This window comes from Robertmurraya mangrovi (genome assembly GCF_034427655.1).
GTDB lineage: Bacteria > Bacillota > Bacilli > Bacillales > Cytobacillaceae > Robertmurraya_A > Robertmurraya_A mangrovi.
The window spans coordinates 1-16403 of sequence record NZ_JAXOFX010000006.1 but is presented as its reverse complement, the minus strand read 5'-3'; the positions used below and the strand labels follow the sequence as shown (position 1 = coordinate 16403).

Annotated in this window: 18 protein-coding genes and 1 other annotated feature; of the genes, 14 read left to right on the top strand and 4 right to left on the bottom strand. The window is 34.0% G+C overall.

Going from position 1 to position 16403, the window contains the following annotated elements; translation table 11 throughout:
* Window positions 1-101 precede the first annotated feature (101 nt).
* The 8 genes from SM124_RS10815 to SM124_RS10780 all read left to right on the top strand — a co-directional run bounded on the left by SM124_RS10815 (window position 102) and on the right by SM124_RS10780 (window position 5790).
* The gene (locus tag SM124_RS10815) at window positions 102-506 is read left to right on the top strand and encodes a hypothetical protein (protein WP_322446546.1); all 405 of its coding nucleotides are present in this window, start codon (window positions 102-104) and stop codon (window positions 504-506) included.
* A 195-nt stretch (window positions 507-701) separates the two neighbouring features.
* A complete protein-coding gene (locus SM124_RS10810; protein ID WP_322446545.1) occupies window positions 702-2072 on the top strand; it encodes a PAS domain S-box protein in 1371 nt (456 codons plus the stop codon).
* A 75-nt stretch (window positions 2073-2147) separates the two neighbouring features.
* Complete coding sequence (locus SM124_RS10805; protein ID WP_322446741.1) at window positions 2148-2678, top strand: GNAT family N-acetyltransferase; 531 nt, start codon at window positions 2148-2150, stop codon at window positions 2676-2678.
* 166 nt (window positions 2679-2844) lie between these two features.
* On the top strand, window positions 2845-3096 hold the full coding sequence (locus tag SM124_RS10800) for a hypothetical protein (RefSeq protein ID WP_322446544.1): 252 nt from the start codon (window positions 2845-2847) through the stop codon (window positions 3094-3096).
* A gap of 95 nt (window positions 3097-3191) precedes the next feature.
* Window positions 3192-3734, top strand: a complete 543-nt coding sequence (locus SM124_RS10795; RefSeq protein ID WP_322446543.1) for a type II toxin-antitoxin system HicB family antitoxin — start codon at window positions 3192-3194, stop codon at window positions 3732-3734.
* A gap of 65 nt (window positions 3735-3799) precedes the next feature.
* Window positions 3800-4549 (top strand): aminoglycoside phosphotransferase family protein, encoded by a 750-nt coding sequence (locus tag SM124_RS10790; RefSeq protein ID WP_322446542.1) that lies wholly within the window; start codon window positions 3800-3802, stop codon window positions 4547-4549.
* A 194-nt stretch (window positions 4550-4743) separates the two neighbouring features.
* Entirely contained in the window at window positions 4744-5364 is a 621-nt protein-coding gene (locus tag SM124_RS10785) for a hypothetical protein (RefSeq protein ID WP_322446541.1), read from the top strand.
* Window positions 5365-5412: 48 nt separating this feature from the next.
* A complete protein-coding gene (locus tag SM124_RS10780) occupies window positions 5413-5790 on the top strand; it encodes a RidA family protein (RefSeq protein ID WP_322446540.1) in 378 nt (125 codons plus the stop codon).
* Window positions 5791-5884: 94 nt separating this feature from the next.
* Here SM124_RS10780 and asnS read toward each other — a convergent pair whose 3' ends face one another.
* Window positions 5885-7276, bottom strand: a complete 1392-nt coding sequence (asnS, locus tag SM124_RS10775) for an asparagine--tRNA ligase (protein ID WP_322446539.1) — start codon at window positions 7274-7276, stop codon at window positions 5885-5887.
* A gap of 53 nt (window positions 7277-7329) precedes the next feature.
* Window positions 7330-7562, bottom strand: a binding site (T-box leader).
* A gap of 155 nt (window positions 7563-7717) precedes the next feature.
* On the bottom strand, window positions 7718-8092 hold the full coding sequence (locus tag SM124_RS10770; protein ID WP_322446538.1) for a hypothetical protein: 375 nt from the start codon (window positions 8090-8092) through the stop codon (window positions 7718-7720).
* 421 nt (window positions 8093-8513) lie between these two features.
* On the opposite strand from SM124_RS10770, the gene SM124_RS10765 reads away from it, so the two are divergent.
* A complete protein-coding gene (locus SM124_RS10765) occupies window positions 8514-10142 on the top strand; it encodes a hypothetical protein (protein ID WP_322446537.1) in 1629 nt (542 codons plus the stop codon).
* A 126-nt stretch (window positions 10143-10268) separates the two neighbouring features.
* Here the strand turns inward: SM124_RS10765 and SM124_RS10760 are convergent, their stop codons facing one another.
* Window positions 10269-10742, bottom strand: coding sequence for a DinB family protein (locus tag SM124_RS10760; RefSeq protein WP_322446536.1), 474 nt, complete (start codon window positions 10740-10742; stop codon window positions 10269-10271).
* Window positions 10743-10835: 93 nt separating this feature from the next.
* Here SM124_RS10760 and SM124_RS10755 point away from each other — a divergent pair, with 93 nt between their 5' ends.
* The 3 genes from SM124_RS10755 to SM124_RS10745 all read left to right on the top strand — a co-directional run bounded on the left by SM124_RS10755 (window position 10836) and on the right by SM124_RS10745 (window position 13352).
* Window positions 10836-11537: an ArsR/SmtB family transcription factor gene (locus SM124_RS10755; protein WP_322446535.1), complete on the top strand. Its 702-nt coding sequence runs from the start codon at window positions 10836-10838 to the stop codon at window positions 11535-11537.
* 121 nt (window positions 11538-11658) lie between these two features.
* Complete coding sequence (locus tag SM124_RS10750) at window positions 11659-12675, top strand: DUF3231 family protein (protein ID WP_322446534.1); 1017 nt, start codon at window positions 11659-11661, stop codon at window positions 12673-12675.
* Window positions 12676-12842: 167 nt separating this feature from the next.
* Window positions 12843-13352 (top strand): GNAT family N-acetyltransferase, encoded by a 510-nt coding sequence (locus SM124_RS10745; protein WP_322446533.1) that lies wholly within the window; start codon window positions 12843-12845, stop codon window positions 13350-13352.
* A gap of 316 nt (window positions 13353-13668) precedes the next feature.
* Here the strand turns inward: SM124_RS10745 and SM124_RS10740 are convergent, their stop codons facing one another.
* Entirely contained in the window at window positions 13669-14679 is a 1011-nt protein-coding gene (locus tag SM124_RS10740) for a DUF3231 family protein (protein ID WP_322446532.1), read from the bottom strand.
* A 427-nt stretch (window positions 14680-15106) separates the two neighbouring features.
* On the opposite strand from SM124_RS10740, the gene SM124_RS10735 reads away from it, so the two are divergent.
* Both SM124_RS10735 and SM124_RS10730 read left to right on the top strand, forming a co-directional pair.
* Window positions 15107-15439: a hypothetical protein gene (locus SM124_RS10735; RefSeq protein ID WP_322446531.1), complete on the top strand. Its 333-nt coding sequence runs from the start codon at window positions 15107-15109 to the stop codon at window positions 15437-15439.
* A 75-nt stretch (window positions 15440-15514) separates the two neighbouring features.
* Window positions 15515-16279: a hypothetical protein gene (locus tag SM124_RS10730; protein ID WP_322446530.1), complete on the top strand. Its 765-nt coding sequence runs from the start codon at window positions 15515-15517 to the stop codon at window positions 16277-16279.
* The last annotated feature ends 124 nt before the right edge of the window (window positions 16280-16403 follow it).

Sequence of the window (16403 nt, the reverse complement as noted above, 5' to 3'; positions counted from 1 at the left end):
AGGTGTTTTTTCTTATTAAAAAAGTAACGTTAGGTAAGAGGATAAACGACTAGACGTACCGAACAATTAACTCATACATAATAGAAATGTGAGGTTTTAAAATGACTGAGTTAAAAAATCGTTTATATGAATTTACTAAAATGCATGATGAATTTATCAGTGATTGGAACCATGCAATGAGCTCAGGTGATACAACCTCAGTAGATAGAATGACAGAAGATTATTACGTAGCTTTTTTTAACAGTGGAAACGAAAAACCTGTTTTTTTCACTAAGCAAGAAGCTATAAGTGGTATGGAGCAATCGGTTAATCACTTTTTAGGTGCAAATAAAAGGTTTGAAAATAGAGTCATTCGTCTAAGGAATAATGAAAATGCAGTAGTGTTCTATGAACAGTTGATCGTAAAAGATGAGGAAGTGTTAGCTCGATTATTTACGATTGAAAATTGGAACTTCATTAACGAAAAATGGATGATTGTAAGGGAAACAGAAGAACCGATTCATTAGTCCTTTCCGATTTTAACTAATCAATGAAGGAGTTGAAGATCACGTGGAGATCGACAGCTCTTTTTTCTTTATCAACTAACGAACCAAGTTAATGAAAGAAGGAGGTTATTAGAAAGGGTAGAGGTTGACAATTGTTGAAATATTTGAAAAAATCGAGATAACTTATAAAATGGATTGATATTAGGGAGAAATATAATGACTTGTGAACTAAATGCAGCGGAAATACTTGAAAGAATTACAGATGGTTTTTTTTCAATTGATAATGACTGGAATTTTACTTATATAAATAATGCGGCTTCTAATCTATTATTTCGGAGTCGGGAAGATTTAATTGGTAAGAATATATGGATTGAATTCCCGGAAGCAGTAGAATTAATCTTCTACAAAATGTATCATAAGGCTATGTCCGAGCAAGTTTCGGTAACATTTGATACCTATTTTCCCCCTTTAAAAACATGGTTTGATGTTAGAGCATACCCTTCGCAGAACGGACTCTCCGTTTTTTTTCAAGATATCACAGCTAGAAAACAACTGGTATTAAAAAACGAACAACATTATAAATCACTGTTCGAAAATCATCCAGATGCAGTCTTTTCCTTTGACCTTGATGGTAAATATTTAAGTGTGAATTCCGCGATGGAGGATTTACTAGGTTATACATCAAACGAATTCTTAAACCTGTCTTATGTGCCATTAGTAGAGGAAAAACATATAGAACAAACGAATCAATATTTTAATATTGCGGCAACAGGGTTAACTCAAACATATGAAACAGTTGCATTACATAAAAGTGGAAAACATGTTCCCGTAAGTGTGACTAATATACCAATAGTTGTAGATAAAGAGATTGTTGGTGTATATGGGATTGCTAAGAATCTGAGTAGGCAGAAAGAGTCTGATGAAATGCTCATTCGCTCGGAAAAATTGACAGTAGTGGGAGAATTGTCTGCTTCTATTGCTCATGAAATTAGAAACCCATTGACTTCTCTTAAAGGGTTCATGCAGTTATTAAGAGGCTCTGTAAATAGTTTACCTCAATATTTTGATATAATGACCGATGAAATTTCAAGGATTGAATCTATCACGAGTGAACTATTACTGCATGCAAAACCACAAGCTCATAATTTTAAGGATGAGGATATACATAGTATTTTGATGCAAGTTGTTACCTTACTTAATTCACAAGCTTTAATGAATAATGTAAATATTATTGTCAAGGACGAAATACATCCAATTATTCGTTGTATTAGCAATCAAATAAAACAGGTATTAATAAATGTAGTGAAAAATGCAATTGAATCCATGCCAAATGGAGGAGAGTTGAACATTCATATTGACCAAACATCCGAACACGAAATTTCCATTCAAATCGTTGATGAGGGGTGTGGGATCCCAGATGAGTTTTTAAGCAATGTAGGATTACCATTTTATACAACCAAGGAAAAAGGAACAGGACTTGGAATGTTAACTACATTAAAAATTATTGAAGCTCATGGGGGAAAAATGGATATTGTTAGTGAGGTTGGAAAAGGGACTGAGATTACCGTTTTCCTACCAGTTAGTTAACTAAATGAAAATGCCCATGCATCTTGTAAGGGCATTTATTTATTTTGGAATACATTCGTGAAGGGAGAAATTATGATGTTGTTTCATAATGAGAATATATTAGTTCGTAAATTAGAAAAAGAAGATAATGTTCTGTTAGCAAAATGGCTATCAGACCCGTCAGTTCTTGAGTTTTATGAAGGTAGGGATAATCCTTTTGATATTAACAAAGTGAATGAAGTTTTTTATGCTGCTGAAGATGATGAAGTTAAATGTATGGTAGAGTTTGAAGGGAACGAAATTGGCTATATTCATTTCTATCCATTAGATGACGAAACGAAAAAAGAATATGGATATTTAAACGAAATGGTTTATGGAACAGATCAATTTATTGGAGAAACAGAGTATTGGAACAAAGGGATTGGAACATTACTTGTTAAATCAATGATTAATTATTTAATCGAACATAAAAAGGCAGACCGGATCGTTATGGACCCTCAAGTAAGAAATACGAGAGCAATAAAATGTTATGAGAAATGTGGGTTTAAAAAAGTAAAATTACTACCAAGTCGTGAGCTTCATGAGGGGAAATATGAAGATTGTTGGTTAATTGAATATCATAAATGAAATGCTTCTTCTTAAATTGAAGTTTTAATAAGTCATGCAATGTGCGTTTAAATAATTGGTAACTTACTAGATTTCTAAAATAGATCGCTCCTTTTTTATTGATCTAAAGATTAGTTCTAAAAGGATGGGTAGAATTAGGGTAACTTAAAATTAAAGGAGGGATAGAATGATGAAAAAATATTATATTGCTGTTACGTACGAGGTGTGTGAACACAATAAAATTTATTTAGATATGAACGAATATCAATTAGATTCATCTAGGGATTTTGATACACAAATAAGGGATTTGGCAAAGGTTGATGTTGCCCCTGTAATAAAAGTTTATGAATCAGAGACAAGTGATTTTAAAAATTTTGTACTATATAAAGAATATAAATTTAAGGAATATGAGTGTGGTTGTGAAGGGAGTCAATTTTAGAGTTTTTAACCTAATGGGGGAGATTGTTCAGAAAGAGTGATTGCTTCTTTCTGGTTTTATTTTAAATTAACTTTATTGAAAAGGATGTGGGGACAATGAAAAGTTTCGGAAAACTGGTTTATCCAGCCTTCGTTCAACAAGACGATGAAGGAATGTTTTGTGTTTATTTCCCTACTCTTTTTCCTGAATCTGGCTGGGAATTCCCTTTATCAAAAGCAAAAACAAAACGAAAAGCGATAAAAAATGCAGAAAAGGATTTAGCATACTCTTTGGCAGGGATCTTATATGACAATGAAGAACTTCCTGAGCCTATCCCCATTCAAAGTGATCGGCTTTCTCCAGAGATGGAGTTAATCAATATAGAAACATTGTTTGAACCGTATGGCCAAGAAATACAGGAACATCTAAAGGGCCGTCATTGGCATATAGGCTATTACGATGAAGATACGGAGGAGTATTTAGAGGCAATTGGGTTTAAAAATGACCAAGGAATGTGGGACATTTTTTATGAGTTTTACTCAGAGGAAGAAGGAGATCATATTGAAACTTTCCTTTTTACCGTCAAACTACGTTCTGAAGCCGAGGAGAGATTTAAACAATATGTTGAGGAGAAGATTCTAAAGCGTGGAGCTAATTAAAATAAATAGATTGGTGGTAAAGGGCATTAACTTAACATGAAGAAATGAAAGAGGGAGAGAGCCTCATGAGTTTAGGTCATCCGATAGCTAGTGGAAACACGGCAAACATTTACCTTTGCGACGATAAAATAGTAAAAGTTTTTAACGATTTTTTACCAGATAAAGAGGCTGAAAAAGAAGCAAATAAACAAAAATATGCCTATTCATGTGGACTTCCTGTACCTAAGATTTTCGGTGTTACTAAGATAGAGGGAAATCAAGCGATTATCATGGAGTATGTTAAGGGAGAGACATTAGGTGATTTATTGTTCAAAGATAAAGAACAAGCTGAATATTACTTGAATATTTCGGTCAATCTTCAACAAGAGATTCATAGCATTATCCCAAATGCAATTGAAAGAATGGATGAGAAAATATACCGACAAATTGAAAGTGTGGATCAATTAGATAGTAGACAAAAGTCAATTTTGCTAAAAAAATTGGAATCATTCACATACGAGGGTAAGCTCTGTCACGGTGACTTTCATTTATTTAATTTGATTGAGACAGATAACCAAGTGGTGGTCATCGACTGGGTGGATTCTAGTACAGGTGATATTCGAGCTGATATTTATCGGACCTATCTACTGTATTCTGGATATTCAACTGAATTAGCTGAAATGTACCTAAGACTTTATTGCGAAAAGAGTGGGATTTTAAGGTCAGAAGTTTTTCAATGGGCTCCAATCATTGCGGCAGCAAGATTATCAGAAAATGTGTCAGAAGAGAATTCTGATCGACTGATGGAGCTGATAAATTACTATTGCCCGGTATAATATCAATTTATTAGCGTAATATTTTTACAGAAAAAAAAGCTTTCGATGTTGACCTAATTAAGTTTAGTGAGGTAAGGAATGAAAAGTTATTTTCATTCTTATGATAAATTTGTATTGAATCAAAGATCTAGGAGGAATTATACATGGAGTGGTCCCGATGGTTAGAAGGTGGCCCTTTCCTTGAAGTCAGTTTTTTGTTGGAACTTAAAGAAGAAAAAAGGAAAACAATACAAGATATAATAAGAAATTTATCTAAGGTCACTAATAAAGTTGAAATCGTTGATAAAAACTTGGATGAAATTATTGATTTTTTTGATAAGGGTTATCCCTATGATGAAGAAGACCCCCAATCCATAAAAATACATTCATTAAGATTAAGATTATATGTCAATGTATTAAAGAAACGAAAGGCAATATTACAAATAGAAATGGTCTCATCAAATGCACTATTGGTTGATTTTTGGTTTTCCGGAGATGACTTTGATGAACCAGGATGGGACCAAATAGGTATAAAAAAAGAAGAATTTTCAGGGTTTACAAGTTTTCTTATAGATTTGTATTCCGTTTATGAATTTAAAATCGGTGGAATTGCAATCGAACAAGATATTCTTGAATTATATGGGTTTGGTGAAACATACCCAAACGAATGTTATCGTTATGAAAACTTTTCTCCTGACTATTTTCTTAAAGAATCAACTAATTTCTTAAATATCATTTGGAGGGAAAAATACAAGAAATTAAGCTATATTCCTTACATTCATAAAAGGATTGATAAGGAAGGGATTCTTATAGAAATGGGTAATACATACCCGTAGAATTTCCATTTATATTTATTTTTTCTAATACTAAAGGAGGAATTGTATATGTCAAGAAAGGCTTTCAGTTCCTCTGGAGCTGTTTCTGTTGGTCCTTATTCACATGCCATTGAATCAGGTGATTTAATATTTTTATCTGGACAAACCCCAGTAGACTCACAGACTGGAAAGCTTGTAGAAGGGGATATTGTTGAACAGACCAATCAATGTTTTAAGAATCTTTTTGAGGTATTGGAAGCAGCAGGATTAACTCCTGATCATGTGGTAAAAGTAAATGTATTTTTAACGGATATGAATCATTTCACAGCAATGAATGAAGTGTATTCCAATCAATTTTCTGAGCCATTTCCAGCTCGCACAACGATAGGTGTGTTATCCCTACCTCTAGGTGCACAGGTTGAAATCGAGATGATCGCTAGAAGATAAAATTCAGGAGACCTGGTTCATCAAAATAATTAAGCTTAATGAAAAACAATAGAGTGCCATTGCACTCTATTGTTCATTTTTTTCACCTATTTAATTAAAAATCTGCATTTCCTGGTGTACGAGGGAATGGGATTACATCGCGGATATTCTTCATTCCAGTTAAATACATGAGTAGACGTTCAAACCCAATTCCATAGCCTGAATGCTTTGTCCCACCGTATTTTCTCAACTCTAGATACCACCAGTAATCTTCTTCATTCATACCAAGTTCTTTAATTCTATCTGCAAGGACTTCTTCTCTTTCCTCACGTTGGCTTCCTCCGATTAACTCGCCAATACCTGGAACTAAAAGGTCAGTCGCAGCTACGGTCTTGCCATCCTCGTTCGCTCTCATATAGAATGCCTTAATTTCTTTCGGATAGTCGGTTACAAAGACAGGACGCTTGTAAATTTCCTCACTTAAGTAACGTTCATGCTCCGTTTGCAAATCCGTTCCCCATTCAACAGGGTATTCAAATTCCTTAGTGGAGTTCATTAATAATTCAACAGCTTCCGTATAAGTGACTCTTCCAAAATCGGATTCTAATGCATTCTTCAATCTTTCAATAAGTGTCTTATCAACAAAGCTATTAAAGAATTCCATTTCCTCAGGCGCTTGTTCAAGAACGTAATTAATCACATACTTGACCATTTCTTCTCCGAGGTCCATGATATCCGGTAATTCTGCAAAAGCAACTTCCGGCTCGATCATCCAGAATTCTGCCGCATGTCTTGCCGTATTAGAATTTTCTGCTCTAAAGGTAGGTCCAAAGGTATACACATTACGGAAGGCAAGTGCAAAGCTTTCCGCATTTAATTGACCGCTAACGGTTAAGTTGGTTTCTTTGCCGAAGAAGTCTGCACTGTCATCCACTTTTCCATCTTCAGTTTTTGGAATCTCGTTCATATTCATTGATGTTACACGGAACATTTCCCCGGCGCCTTCTGTATCGCTTCCGGTAATAATCGGTGTATGAACATATACAAATCCTTTTTCCTGAAAGAATTTATGTAAAGCATAAGATGCAAGAGATCTTACTCTGAAAACGGCTGAGAAGGTATTGGCTCTCGGACGTAAATGAGAGATTGTTCTTAAATATTCAAGAGAATGTCTCTTTTTTTGTAACGGAAAATCTGTGTCCGATAATCCTTCAACAACAATCTTTGTCGCTTTAATTTCAAAAGGCTGTTTCATTTCAGGAGTTGGTACAAATTCACCTTCTATTAACACAGAAGAGCTAATAGGTAACTTCGTAATTTCTTTGAAGTTATCTAAAGTATCTTCAAAAACCACTTGTACACTTTTGAAAAATGATCCATCGTTTAGCTCCATAAAGCCAATTGTTTTGGAATCGCGTAAAGTACGGATCCAGCCTGAAATTTGAACAGTTTGGTCTGTGAATTTTTCTTGATTTCTGTATAAATCTTTTACTACGGTTTTAATCATCATTTGCCTCCATACAGTATTTTTTGCAATAAAAAAAGCCTTCTATCCCCAAAGAAAGGGACGAAAGACTAACTTCCGCGGTACCACCCAAATTGTCATACTATGACCAACTTTAATATTGCTTACCCCAGTAAATAACGTTCTGGTAACGTCTAAGCCTACTTAAGATATCTCTTTCGGTTAGAACTCAGAGGTGTTTTTCATACTTGCATCATCTCCAGGCTTCCACCGTCCCCGGATCGCTATAGAGTATAGCAAAAACTACTCTCCTCTTCATCGATTTAAAAATATGTAGTTTTTCAATTTTCTTGTGATAATTTATCACAAAACATATGATTTGTCCAGTTCTCCTAAAGAAATTCCATCACTTTGCTCAAAGAAACCTAGGCTTATGCCAGTTTGCCTTGTAAGGTAAAAGTTTCTTCAACTTCTCTTTCGTTATCAATCTATGTTTGGAACCTTCAATATCACATATTTTCTAGTCCACATTTGAGTAGTAAGTACAACCTCTTTATCTTCTTTTTCAAAAAATAAACCCGATCCCTCTTGAGTTAAGAATGAATAATCTTTACTCATCATGAAATCAATCACTTTTTGCTTAAAAGCTCCATTTTCATGTTTAGTGATGTAATAAGTATATTCTCCTTCGTCTCCAAGAGGAGTTAACACTTTGTCTGAAAATATTGCTTTTGTTAATACTTCTGTATTTGATATCGATTTTATAGGGGATTGTGGCACAAACAAGTTAAAAATCAAATAACCCATACATATGATCAATCCAAGTGAAACCATCCTAATCATTAACTTCCTATTCATTATTTCACCTCAATTATTTGGACGTTAAATATCGTAGATAGTTACAAAAAAATATTGAACCCTCCTATGTTAATTCGCAATAAATGCATTTATCTTATATAACTAACGGTCAATTCCTGGTTCCCATTTAGTTAAATTACAATGCAACTTTAATAAAGTGGGTGATGGTTTGATAGCTTAAAAGAAAATCAAATAATCACAATGTTCATGGAAATATTTGTTATAATTCATGTAAAAGGGGGAAGACCGATTTTTCGGTACTCCATATGGATACAAAATGAACCATCTATGAACAAATCGAAGATCATTAATGGCAAATTAGTTAGGATGTTATAAACAGAACATCAAAAAGTAGAGTTGTTATCTACAAAGATTCATCTCCATAATCATTCGGAAGGAAAAAATAATAAGGAGAGCAAGGGTGAACATTCAATTAGAGCAAATAATAGGGTCCACTCCTTTTCCTGGAAATGGACGTATGACAGGAAGTTATTTTTGTGAAAATAAAGAGCTTATTTCAATTACCAGCATATTTGACCTTTATGGTTGGGAAGTAAAGAACATTGGAAATGGAAGTTCGTCTTCGGTGTTATTGAAACATCGAGTAACAATTAATCAAGTTGATACAGGTAAAAGAATTGCCACTTTAGATACAAAATATGAAATAAACGAAGTATCCTTCCATCCATCAAAACCAATCGTTGCCATCGCAACAGGGTCTTATGATGGAGGTTATTTATATGAAGGTGAGCTTTTAATTTGGAATTACGAAACAAATACGACGAACAGAGTTTTTGAAGAAAACAGAGAAGTTGTTTCTGCGCGGTTCGATGATCATGGGGATACGATTGTTTTTACATTGAGTCCAAGAGATGATCAGGAGAAACGAGAGGTTGGACTTTATTATATTCACAAAACGAATCATATTCATCGTACAATAAAATTAAGTAAACTACCTCTAGTTGCAACAAGAGAGTTTAAAATTCAACCAAGAACGATGCAAAGAAACAAAATGATAAAAGAAGAAACAATTGCTAGATTAAAAGAGCTTCAACCTAATTACGAATTTCGTACTAACATTTGGGCAGTAAAGTCGTTGAGCGAAACGGAAATCTTATCATCAGGAGAATGTCATTTTCTTGAAAAATGGAAGGATGGACAACGAGAGTGTGCTCATACTTTGTATGCACGTGGTGTACAAATACTCTTTTCAAGTGATGAAAAAACAATCTTTGTTAACACGGAAGCGGTCAAATTACATCCCGAATTTAAATTTGAAGTGCCAGATTATTATTTAATTAGCTTTGATACAAAAACACTTCAGCCTCTTCATCAAACATCGTTACAACGACCAACTGTTGTAACGATGAATAAAGAGAATAATGTTTTGTTAAAAAGTGTCTATGATTCAACCTTTGGTAGGGATAAAGATATATTGATGAACGGTGACCATACCATTTTACAGGAGTGGGATGCAAATAAACCAATCGGCTATTTGAGAGCTAATGGTAAAAGCCATTTTTATTTTTTAACCTCTGAAAAGAAGAGAGGTAATACTAGCTATCAAATATGGGAGCTTGACTCTGTCACGTTTGAGCAAAAGGAACTTGTAACGGTAACCGTGCCACCACAAATACAAAATCGTGAAAAGGCTGAACTATTCTTGAGGGTTGATGAGAGTTTTCTTTTAGAAGATGAGGATGGTCCAGCCTTCATTATAGCTGCTAAAGTGTATCCATTAGGTGGAAGTATAGAGGACTGCCATTACATTTCAAGAATGGACAGCTTTAATGGAGAAAATTTGTGGGTTACACGAGTGACTGGTCAAATTCTTTCCATGTGCGAAGTGAAGGCTTACAATTTAATTATATTCTCTACAGATGATGGTCAATTAGGTATTCTATCTTCAAAAACAGGTGAGCTAATAGACCTAATATCTGTGGAAATAGAGGGCTCGAACACAATGGTACTTTCAATAGATGTAAGGGATAACAAAATCGTTGCGGGAACTATCGATGGGCATATTTTGTGTTATCAAATTAGAAATTAAGGGTTTGGTAAAATATGTTGATAACGATTTATGGTGATAACCTACATCAGATGATAAAAATATTTGATTTAATAATTGTGATGGTGAAAGGAGGGAGCATAACTTCCTTTCACCATCATTTTATTTTTAATCCCAAATCATAGGGCGTTCAATATTTAACATTCGTAAATATTGCAATAACTGACCGGTATGAACGGCGTCGTGATAGGATTTACGTTCTAATGCATCACCTAATGTTCTTCTAATTGGTTTATGTGGCCATTGTATGTATTTCGAATCAAGGTCATTCGTCTGTAGGGAAGATACATAGGTAATGAATTGGTCATGGTATATGTTTGAGCGAATGATTTCATCTTGGAGATTCGTATACGGTTCCGCCCATAAATGATCGGTTTCTTCTGCTGTTGGTAATCGATTTTCTTCAAATATTTTCAACCAAGAAAAATCATGGAGTAACACATGACGGATGGTCTCACCGACAGATAAGGCATCTTTGTCTGGTTTCCATGTAAAGAATTCACTCGGAAAGGCAGTGGCTGTCATGATAAAACGACGTCTACTTTCTTTAAAATCTAATAAAAACAAGTCAATTGCGTTCAATAAAATTCCTCCTATAAATGGATAATTTTATTGTAATGGTAAAAAACGAAGATTATCATCGAAGTATGGATTACATTAGGAGGAATAGAAAATATGAATTTTGATCCTATCGTTTCTGAAGTAGCTTCTATGATTAGCGAGGAATCTCGTTCGGCCATGTTATTAACTTTATTGGATGGCAGAAAGTATACGGTTTCTGAATTAGCAATGGTTTCAAAAATCACCCCTCAAACAGCGAGTTTTCACCTAACAAAAATGATTGAAAAGGGCATAGTCCTATCTGAAAAGCTAGGAAGGCATAAGTACCTCTCTATGGCTAATGGTGAGGTTGCTAGGGTACTAGAATCTCTTTTGTGTATGACACCGGACAGGAAACCTAATTCATTTAGGGAAGTAGCTAGATCCAAAGAAATCCATCTTGCTAGAACATGCTATGATCACTTGGCGGGTACGCTTGGTGTTGAAATAACGAATTTTTTATTAAAAAACAATTTTATCATTGAAAAAGAAAATTCATTTGATTTAACTGAAAATGGAGAAAGGTATCTCTCAAAACTAGGGATAAACATTAAAGAAGTTAGAAAAAAACGGAGAACTTTTTCTTGTAAGTGCTTAGACTGGAGCGAAAGAAGATTTCATTTAGCTGGCGCGCTTGGACATTCGATTCTTTTATTTGCACTTGAAAACCATTGGGTTGAACGTATGCCTTTAACCCGTGCGTTGAAAATATCTGCTAGAGGTAGGGTAGGGTTTAGAGATGTTTTTGAAATAGAAATTCTTTTCGACAGCAAATGAAATAGCGGTTTTCTGGTACTTTAAATTTTTTAAATAATAGGATGGTTATTAGATAACTAATACATACTGTAGGTAAAATCTGGGGAAGGTATACTTAGTATAATTTTCTTGGAGGTTACTAATGGGTGAGATGGAGAAACAGATTAGGCTAACAGCGGGTGAGGTTGGTCAACTTTGGGCTCAATACTTAAATGATAGCTCTAGCATGTGTGTTCTTACATATTTTCTAGAAAAAGTTGAGGATATGGAGATTAAGCCTATAATTGAATTTGCTTTAGAATTATCAAAGTCACATATTCAAAAGATTACAGCCATACTAACAGAGGAAAAAAATGTTGTTCCATATGGTTTTAGCATTAAAGAAGATGTGAATTTAAATGCTCCAAGACTTTTTTCTGACAGTTTTGTACTAAATTTTATACACCAAATGTCTAGAGTTGGACTTACAACCTATGCTGGTAGTGTAGGGACATCTGTAAGAAGTGACATTAAATCCTATTACATGGATTGCCTTAAAGAAACGATGGAATTATATGATAAATCAACTGATTTACTATTGTCTAAAGGATTGTTTATCAGGTCTCCTAACCTCCCTAATTTAGAGGAGGTTGAATTTGTAAAAAAGCAAGGGTTTATATTAGATGTGTTTGGTGAAAAAAGACCACTAATTGCTGCCGAAGTCGATCATTTATTTGCGAATCTACAAAGAAATGCTCTGGGAGTAGCTGCACTTACTGGCTTTAGTCAGGTTGCTAAGGATAAGGATGTAAAACAATTTTTTTTAAAGGGTTTAGAAGTTGGGAATAAACATGTTAAATTGTTTAGAAATAAGTTAGAAGAAAGTAAACTTCCAGCACCAATGGGTTGGGATTCAGAGATAACAAATAGTACATCCCATACTTTTTCTGATAAACTGATGATGTTCTACACAAGTGGTTTGATTTCTTTGAGCATTGGTTATTATGGTACAGCTATTGGTCAAAGCCCTAGAGGAGATATTAGCGCAATGTATAACAGGCTATCCCTAGAAGTTCAGATGTATTCTGAAGATGGAGCTAATATCATGATTAAAAATGGTTGGTTGGAGCAGCCTCCAATGGCATCCGATAGAGATGAATTAATTAGAAAAAAACATTAATCGTAAATGACTAAGTCCTTCTGTATTAACAGGAAGGACCTTTTTATATATGTTCAATATTTTTAGAGTTGGATGCATACATAAAGATGGAACATTTATACTTTTTAGTATTGAATTATTAACGAAGTATTTGATTTAATAAAATAGGGGCTAGGAGGAATGGTAAAGTGAAATTAGAAGATATAAACCAATCTCTAAAAATTAGACCTATAACCATAGATGATTTTGAATTTATCTTGAAATGGAGTAAGGATGCCTCTTTTTGTACGGCCAATGGATGGGAGATTAATAGAAGTCCAGAAGAGTTATATAGATGGTGGCTCAATAGTGTAAACAATGCAGCTGAAGATTTTATCCGAATGGGGATAGAGTTAAATGAGAAATTAATAGGATATGCAGATTTAGCCTTTATTAAAGATAACAACTGCGAATTAGGTATTGCAATCGGTGAGAGTGAGTTATGGGGAAAAGGGATTGGATTTACATCAGCAATCCGAATGATGGAATTCGCTTCTAACAAATTAGGGATTACAACTTTCAATGCAGAAACCCATGAAGCAAATATTCGTTCGAGAAAAATGCTTGAGAGATTAGGATTTAAGGAGGTTAGTAGAATCGGAAGTGAAGAATATTTAGGGGAAGAAAACCAACTTATACAATACGGGTTTTCATTTTAAGGCATTTTTTTTGAATCGTCAGCTCTTATCGACTAACGCAGAGTAAATTTTAACAGGTAAACACAAGTTATGCTTACCTGTTTTACAATGTGGAAAAAGAATATGATCAAATTTTAGTTGCTTATGTTAAAATTTGATTTCTTGATAGTGAGCTAAGTCTTTGTTTTACCATTTCCATAAAGAACTCTACTTTAATCAATAAAGTGATTAATCTTTTAATTAACCTGGAAATTGTATTCAAATTTTAGCCCCCCACATTGAAATTAGTGTTCGGCATAACCGACACTATGTTTAATTTTTGCGATAAAAAACTACTTTATTCATTTCCTTTTATGATCTCAGAACGGTCCTCTGTTTGAGGTGGTTCCTCAAACCATCCGTGTTTAATCTTAATTTCAATCCCTTCTTGTGAGTAGAAGTATATATCCTTTGCTATTAGCATTGATTTCATCGCTAGATCATTTCTTAAACTGAAGAATGCACCCGTTCCAGCACCTACAATTGAAAACCCATTAAGTATGTATATACAATGCATCATTAACTTATCAGAGAAAGGTGGGACTGTTGATGTAGTTACCGTAGCCCCAGAGGTTGCAGACAGTTGAATATCATCCTCTAAAAGTAATTCTTCCATCATTTTAATCTGTTTTTTGGCAAGTTCTTTTCCTTTTAAAAAATATTGTTTTACCTCTTTGTTTTGAGCACATTGTGCAAAACCAGTAATAAGTTGCATACCAATATTATTTGCTTCCATATTGTGATGAAGAATACCGACTTCAAGATCATTTAAAGCTCTTTTATTACCCATTAACTTAAAGCCTTCCATATACTTTTTAGAATTAATAAAAGTATTCTTCTTCGGAATTGTAACCTTTGGAGGCAAGGAAAGAATCCCCTTTTCAAGTAAATAAAAGGTAGCGAGTTTATAAATTTTTTGAGTAACGGTTGTAAGTCCCTCGTAAATGGACATAACTTTTTTATTATATGTCATATTCATATTTAAGGTGTAAAGTCCCATACTTACTTCTTTTAATACACGGACAAACATAATATCAAAACCATTGTCGTATAACTTTGGAGCTTCCAAATGAACATCCTCTGATGTAAATCCAATGGGCTTAACCATTCCTTGTTCGGCAAATAACTCTTCCATTTCTTTAACATAAAAATTCAATTCCTGCCATAATCCTCCTAAAATATTCCTTGCCTGTGTATCATCTGCCTTTTCTATAAAATATTCCAAAAATCTCATTATTAAAGTTTTCTCTAGATAAGTTTGCCATAGTGTTCCGACTTCGGATACGTTTATTGGATTTGTTAAAATCAAGTCTCTTTTACCTCCGTTCATTATTTATTGGAATATGTCTATTTTTTACTGCTTAGAAGATTTTTGAATTTATTGTTTCTTCTTATAAACTTCCCATTATTAGGAAATATATTCTTGATGATAGTAGGAGGACTTTTAATGGGGAATAAAATGGCTTTTATTATTCTTTACTGTGGTTCACACCTACTTTGCATAGTAATGGATGTGATGCTTCAAATATGGATAAACACTTTTTCTATTTAAGTCTGTGATCGTTCAATAAGCCTGGGGTCGATTATAGATTAATAAGGTAGTAGGAGTAAAAAATATATGGTAGGAATTACCTCTAAAAAGCCATATAATAGGAGATAACGAGAAAAAATTTGTTAGGTAAATAAGAAATAGTAAATGTTGCTTCCACAAATTGCGTAAAGGAGGAAAGTAATCGATGGAATTCAAAATTGGAGACGGTGCAATTGTTCTACCACAATTACACATTACCATCATTGCAATCATTATTATTATCTTATTAGTTAGGTGGAGTAAACGACTAGAGACACGACGTTATACACTTTTCTTTTATTTTCTAATTAGCACATATATTGCTCCAATCTATTCTCAAAGTACAAAAGAAGGTGTCTTTCAGCTATGGATTCCCATGGGATTTATCGTAGTTTTCTTTTACTTGTTTCGTAGTGAAAGAAACCATCCATCAAAAATGAAGGCGAGTACTTTAGGATTTTGTTTAGCAATCTATCAGTTAGTTTTGAAATATATTTAGTGAATGGCTATTTTTAAAATCATTTACAAAATAGCCAATAAGGTAAAATAGAATATTCTTGAAGGGTGATTCTATTTGAAAACCATTACAAAATGGATAGACAAGACGTTCAATCTTTATCCCAGAAAAAAATTGACTCTTGTTATGGGTGCTCAATACGAACCGCAAACATTTGGACAACCAGTTGAACGAACCCAAACTTCGTTAATAAATACAAGAGATCCCGAAAAATACTTTCGTCCCTCCTGCCTCCCGATCAAAAATACCCTTGTCAAGAACATCCAATTTTTTGATCCCTTTTATGAAAAAAACTACAATGAAATTAGACTCCCTGCAACATTAACTCGAACTCCTGATGAAACGGTTTTAAACTATTTTAGTATTTTAAGAGAGGCAGAAAACCTTACTCAAAACCAGTTGGGTGGGTGCGGAACAGTAGGGATGGCCAAATTGCCATTTCCAATTGCTTATAACTTTTTTACTAAAGACTATCGCAAAAGGGTTTCCTATAACGAATATCTTCAATCGTTTGCTGGGATTGGACATTTAAATGTAATAAAGATCAACAGACTTCCTGATGAAAAGGATATGGTTCCTTATTTCATTGAGCTAGAAAGCATCGAAGGTTCGCTAAAAGGTGTCACCTATTTTGCCTATTATTACGGTTTTATCCGTTTAAAAAAAGTTCAAAACCTGTATAAGATTGACCAGATGAAATTGTACGGAGAGGACTTCCTTTGTGCCCCTTATCATCTCTGGCAACATGATGCGGAGGCAGTCGTTGCTATTATGTATGGAGAATGGTGCAAATTAATAAAAAAACAGCTACCTACAAAATGATATGATCCCCTTATAGTAGACAGAAAAAAGAAAGCACACTAATCTGTCTACTATGGGGGGATTTTTTTATGGGGAAAAAGAAAGTTACTACATATGATGTTGCCTTTAAAAAGAAAGCAGTGGA

Coding starts and splice junctions, on each gene's coding strand:
- SM124_RS10790 (WP_322446542.1), top strand. CDS start 3,800: ATGAGTTTAGGTCATCCGATAGCTAGTGGAAACACGGCAAACATTTAC.
- SM124_RS10750 (WP_322446534.1), top strand. CDS start 11,659: ATGGGTGAGATGGAGAAACAGATTAGGCTAACAGCGGGTGAGGTTGGT.
- SM124_RS10810 (WP_322446545.1), top strand. CDS start 702: ATGACTTGTGAACTAAATGCAGCGGAAATACTTGAAAGAATTACAGAT.
- SM124_RS10795 (WP_322446543.1), top strand. CDS start 3,192: ATGAAAAGTTTCGGAAAACTGGTTTATCCAGCCTTCGTTCAACAAGAC.
- asnS (WP_322446539.1), bottom strand. CDS start 7,276: ATGATTAAAACCGTAGTAAAAGATTTATACAGAAATCAAGAAAAATTC.
- SM124_RS10805 (WP_322446741.1), top strand. CDS start 2,148: ATGTTGTTTCATAATGAGAATATATTAGTTCGTAAATTAGAAAAAGAA.
- SM124_RS10755 (WP_322446535.1), top strand. CDS start 10,836: ATGAATTTTGATCCTATCGTTTCTGAAGTAGCTTCTATGATTAGCGAG.
- SM124_RS10815 (WP_322446546.1), top strand. CDS start 102: ATGACTGAGTTAAAAAATCGTTTATATGAATTTACTAAAATGCATGAT.
- SM124_RS10780 (WP_322446540.1), top strand. CDS start 5,413: ATGTCAAGAAAGGCTTTCAGTTCCTCTGGAGCTGTTTCTGTTGGTCCT.
- SM124_RS10770 (WP_322446538.1), bottom strand. CDS start 8,092: ATGAATAGGAAGTTAATGATTAGGATGGTTTCACTTGGATTGATCATA.
- SM124_RS10800 (WP_322446544.1), top strand. CDS start 2,845: ATGATGAAAAAATATTATATTGCTGTTACGTACGAGGTGTGTGAACAC.
- SM124_RS10735 (WP_322446531.1), top strand. CDS start 15,107: ATGGAATTCAAAATTGGAGACGGTGCAATTGTTCTACCACAATTACAC.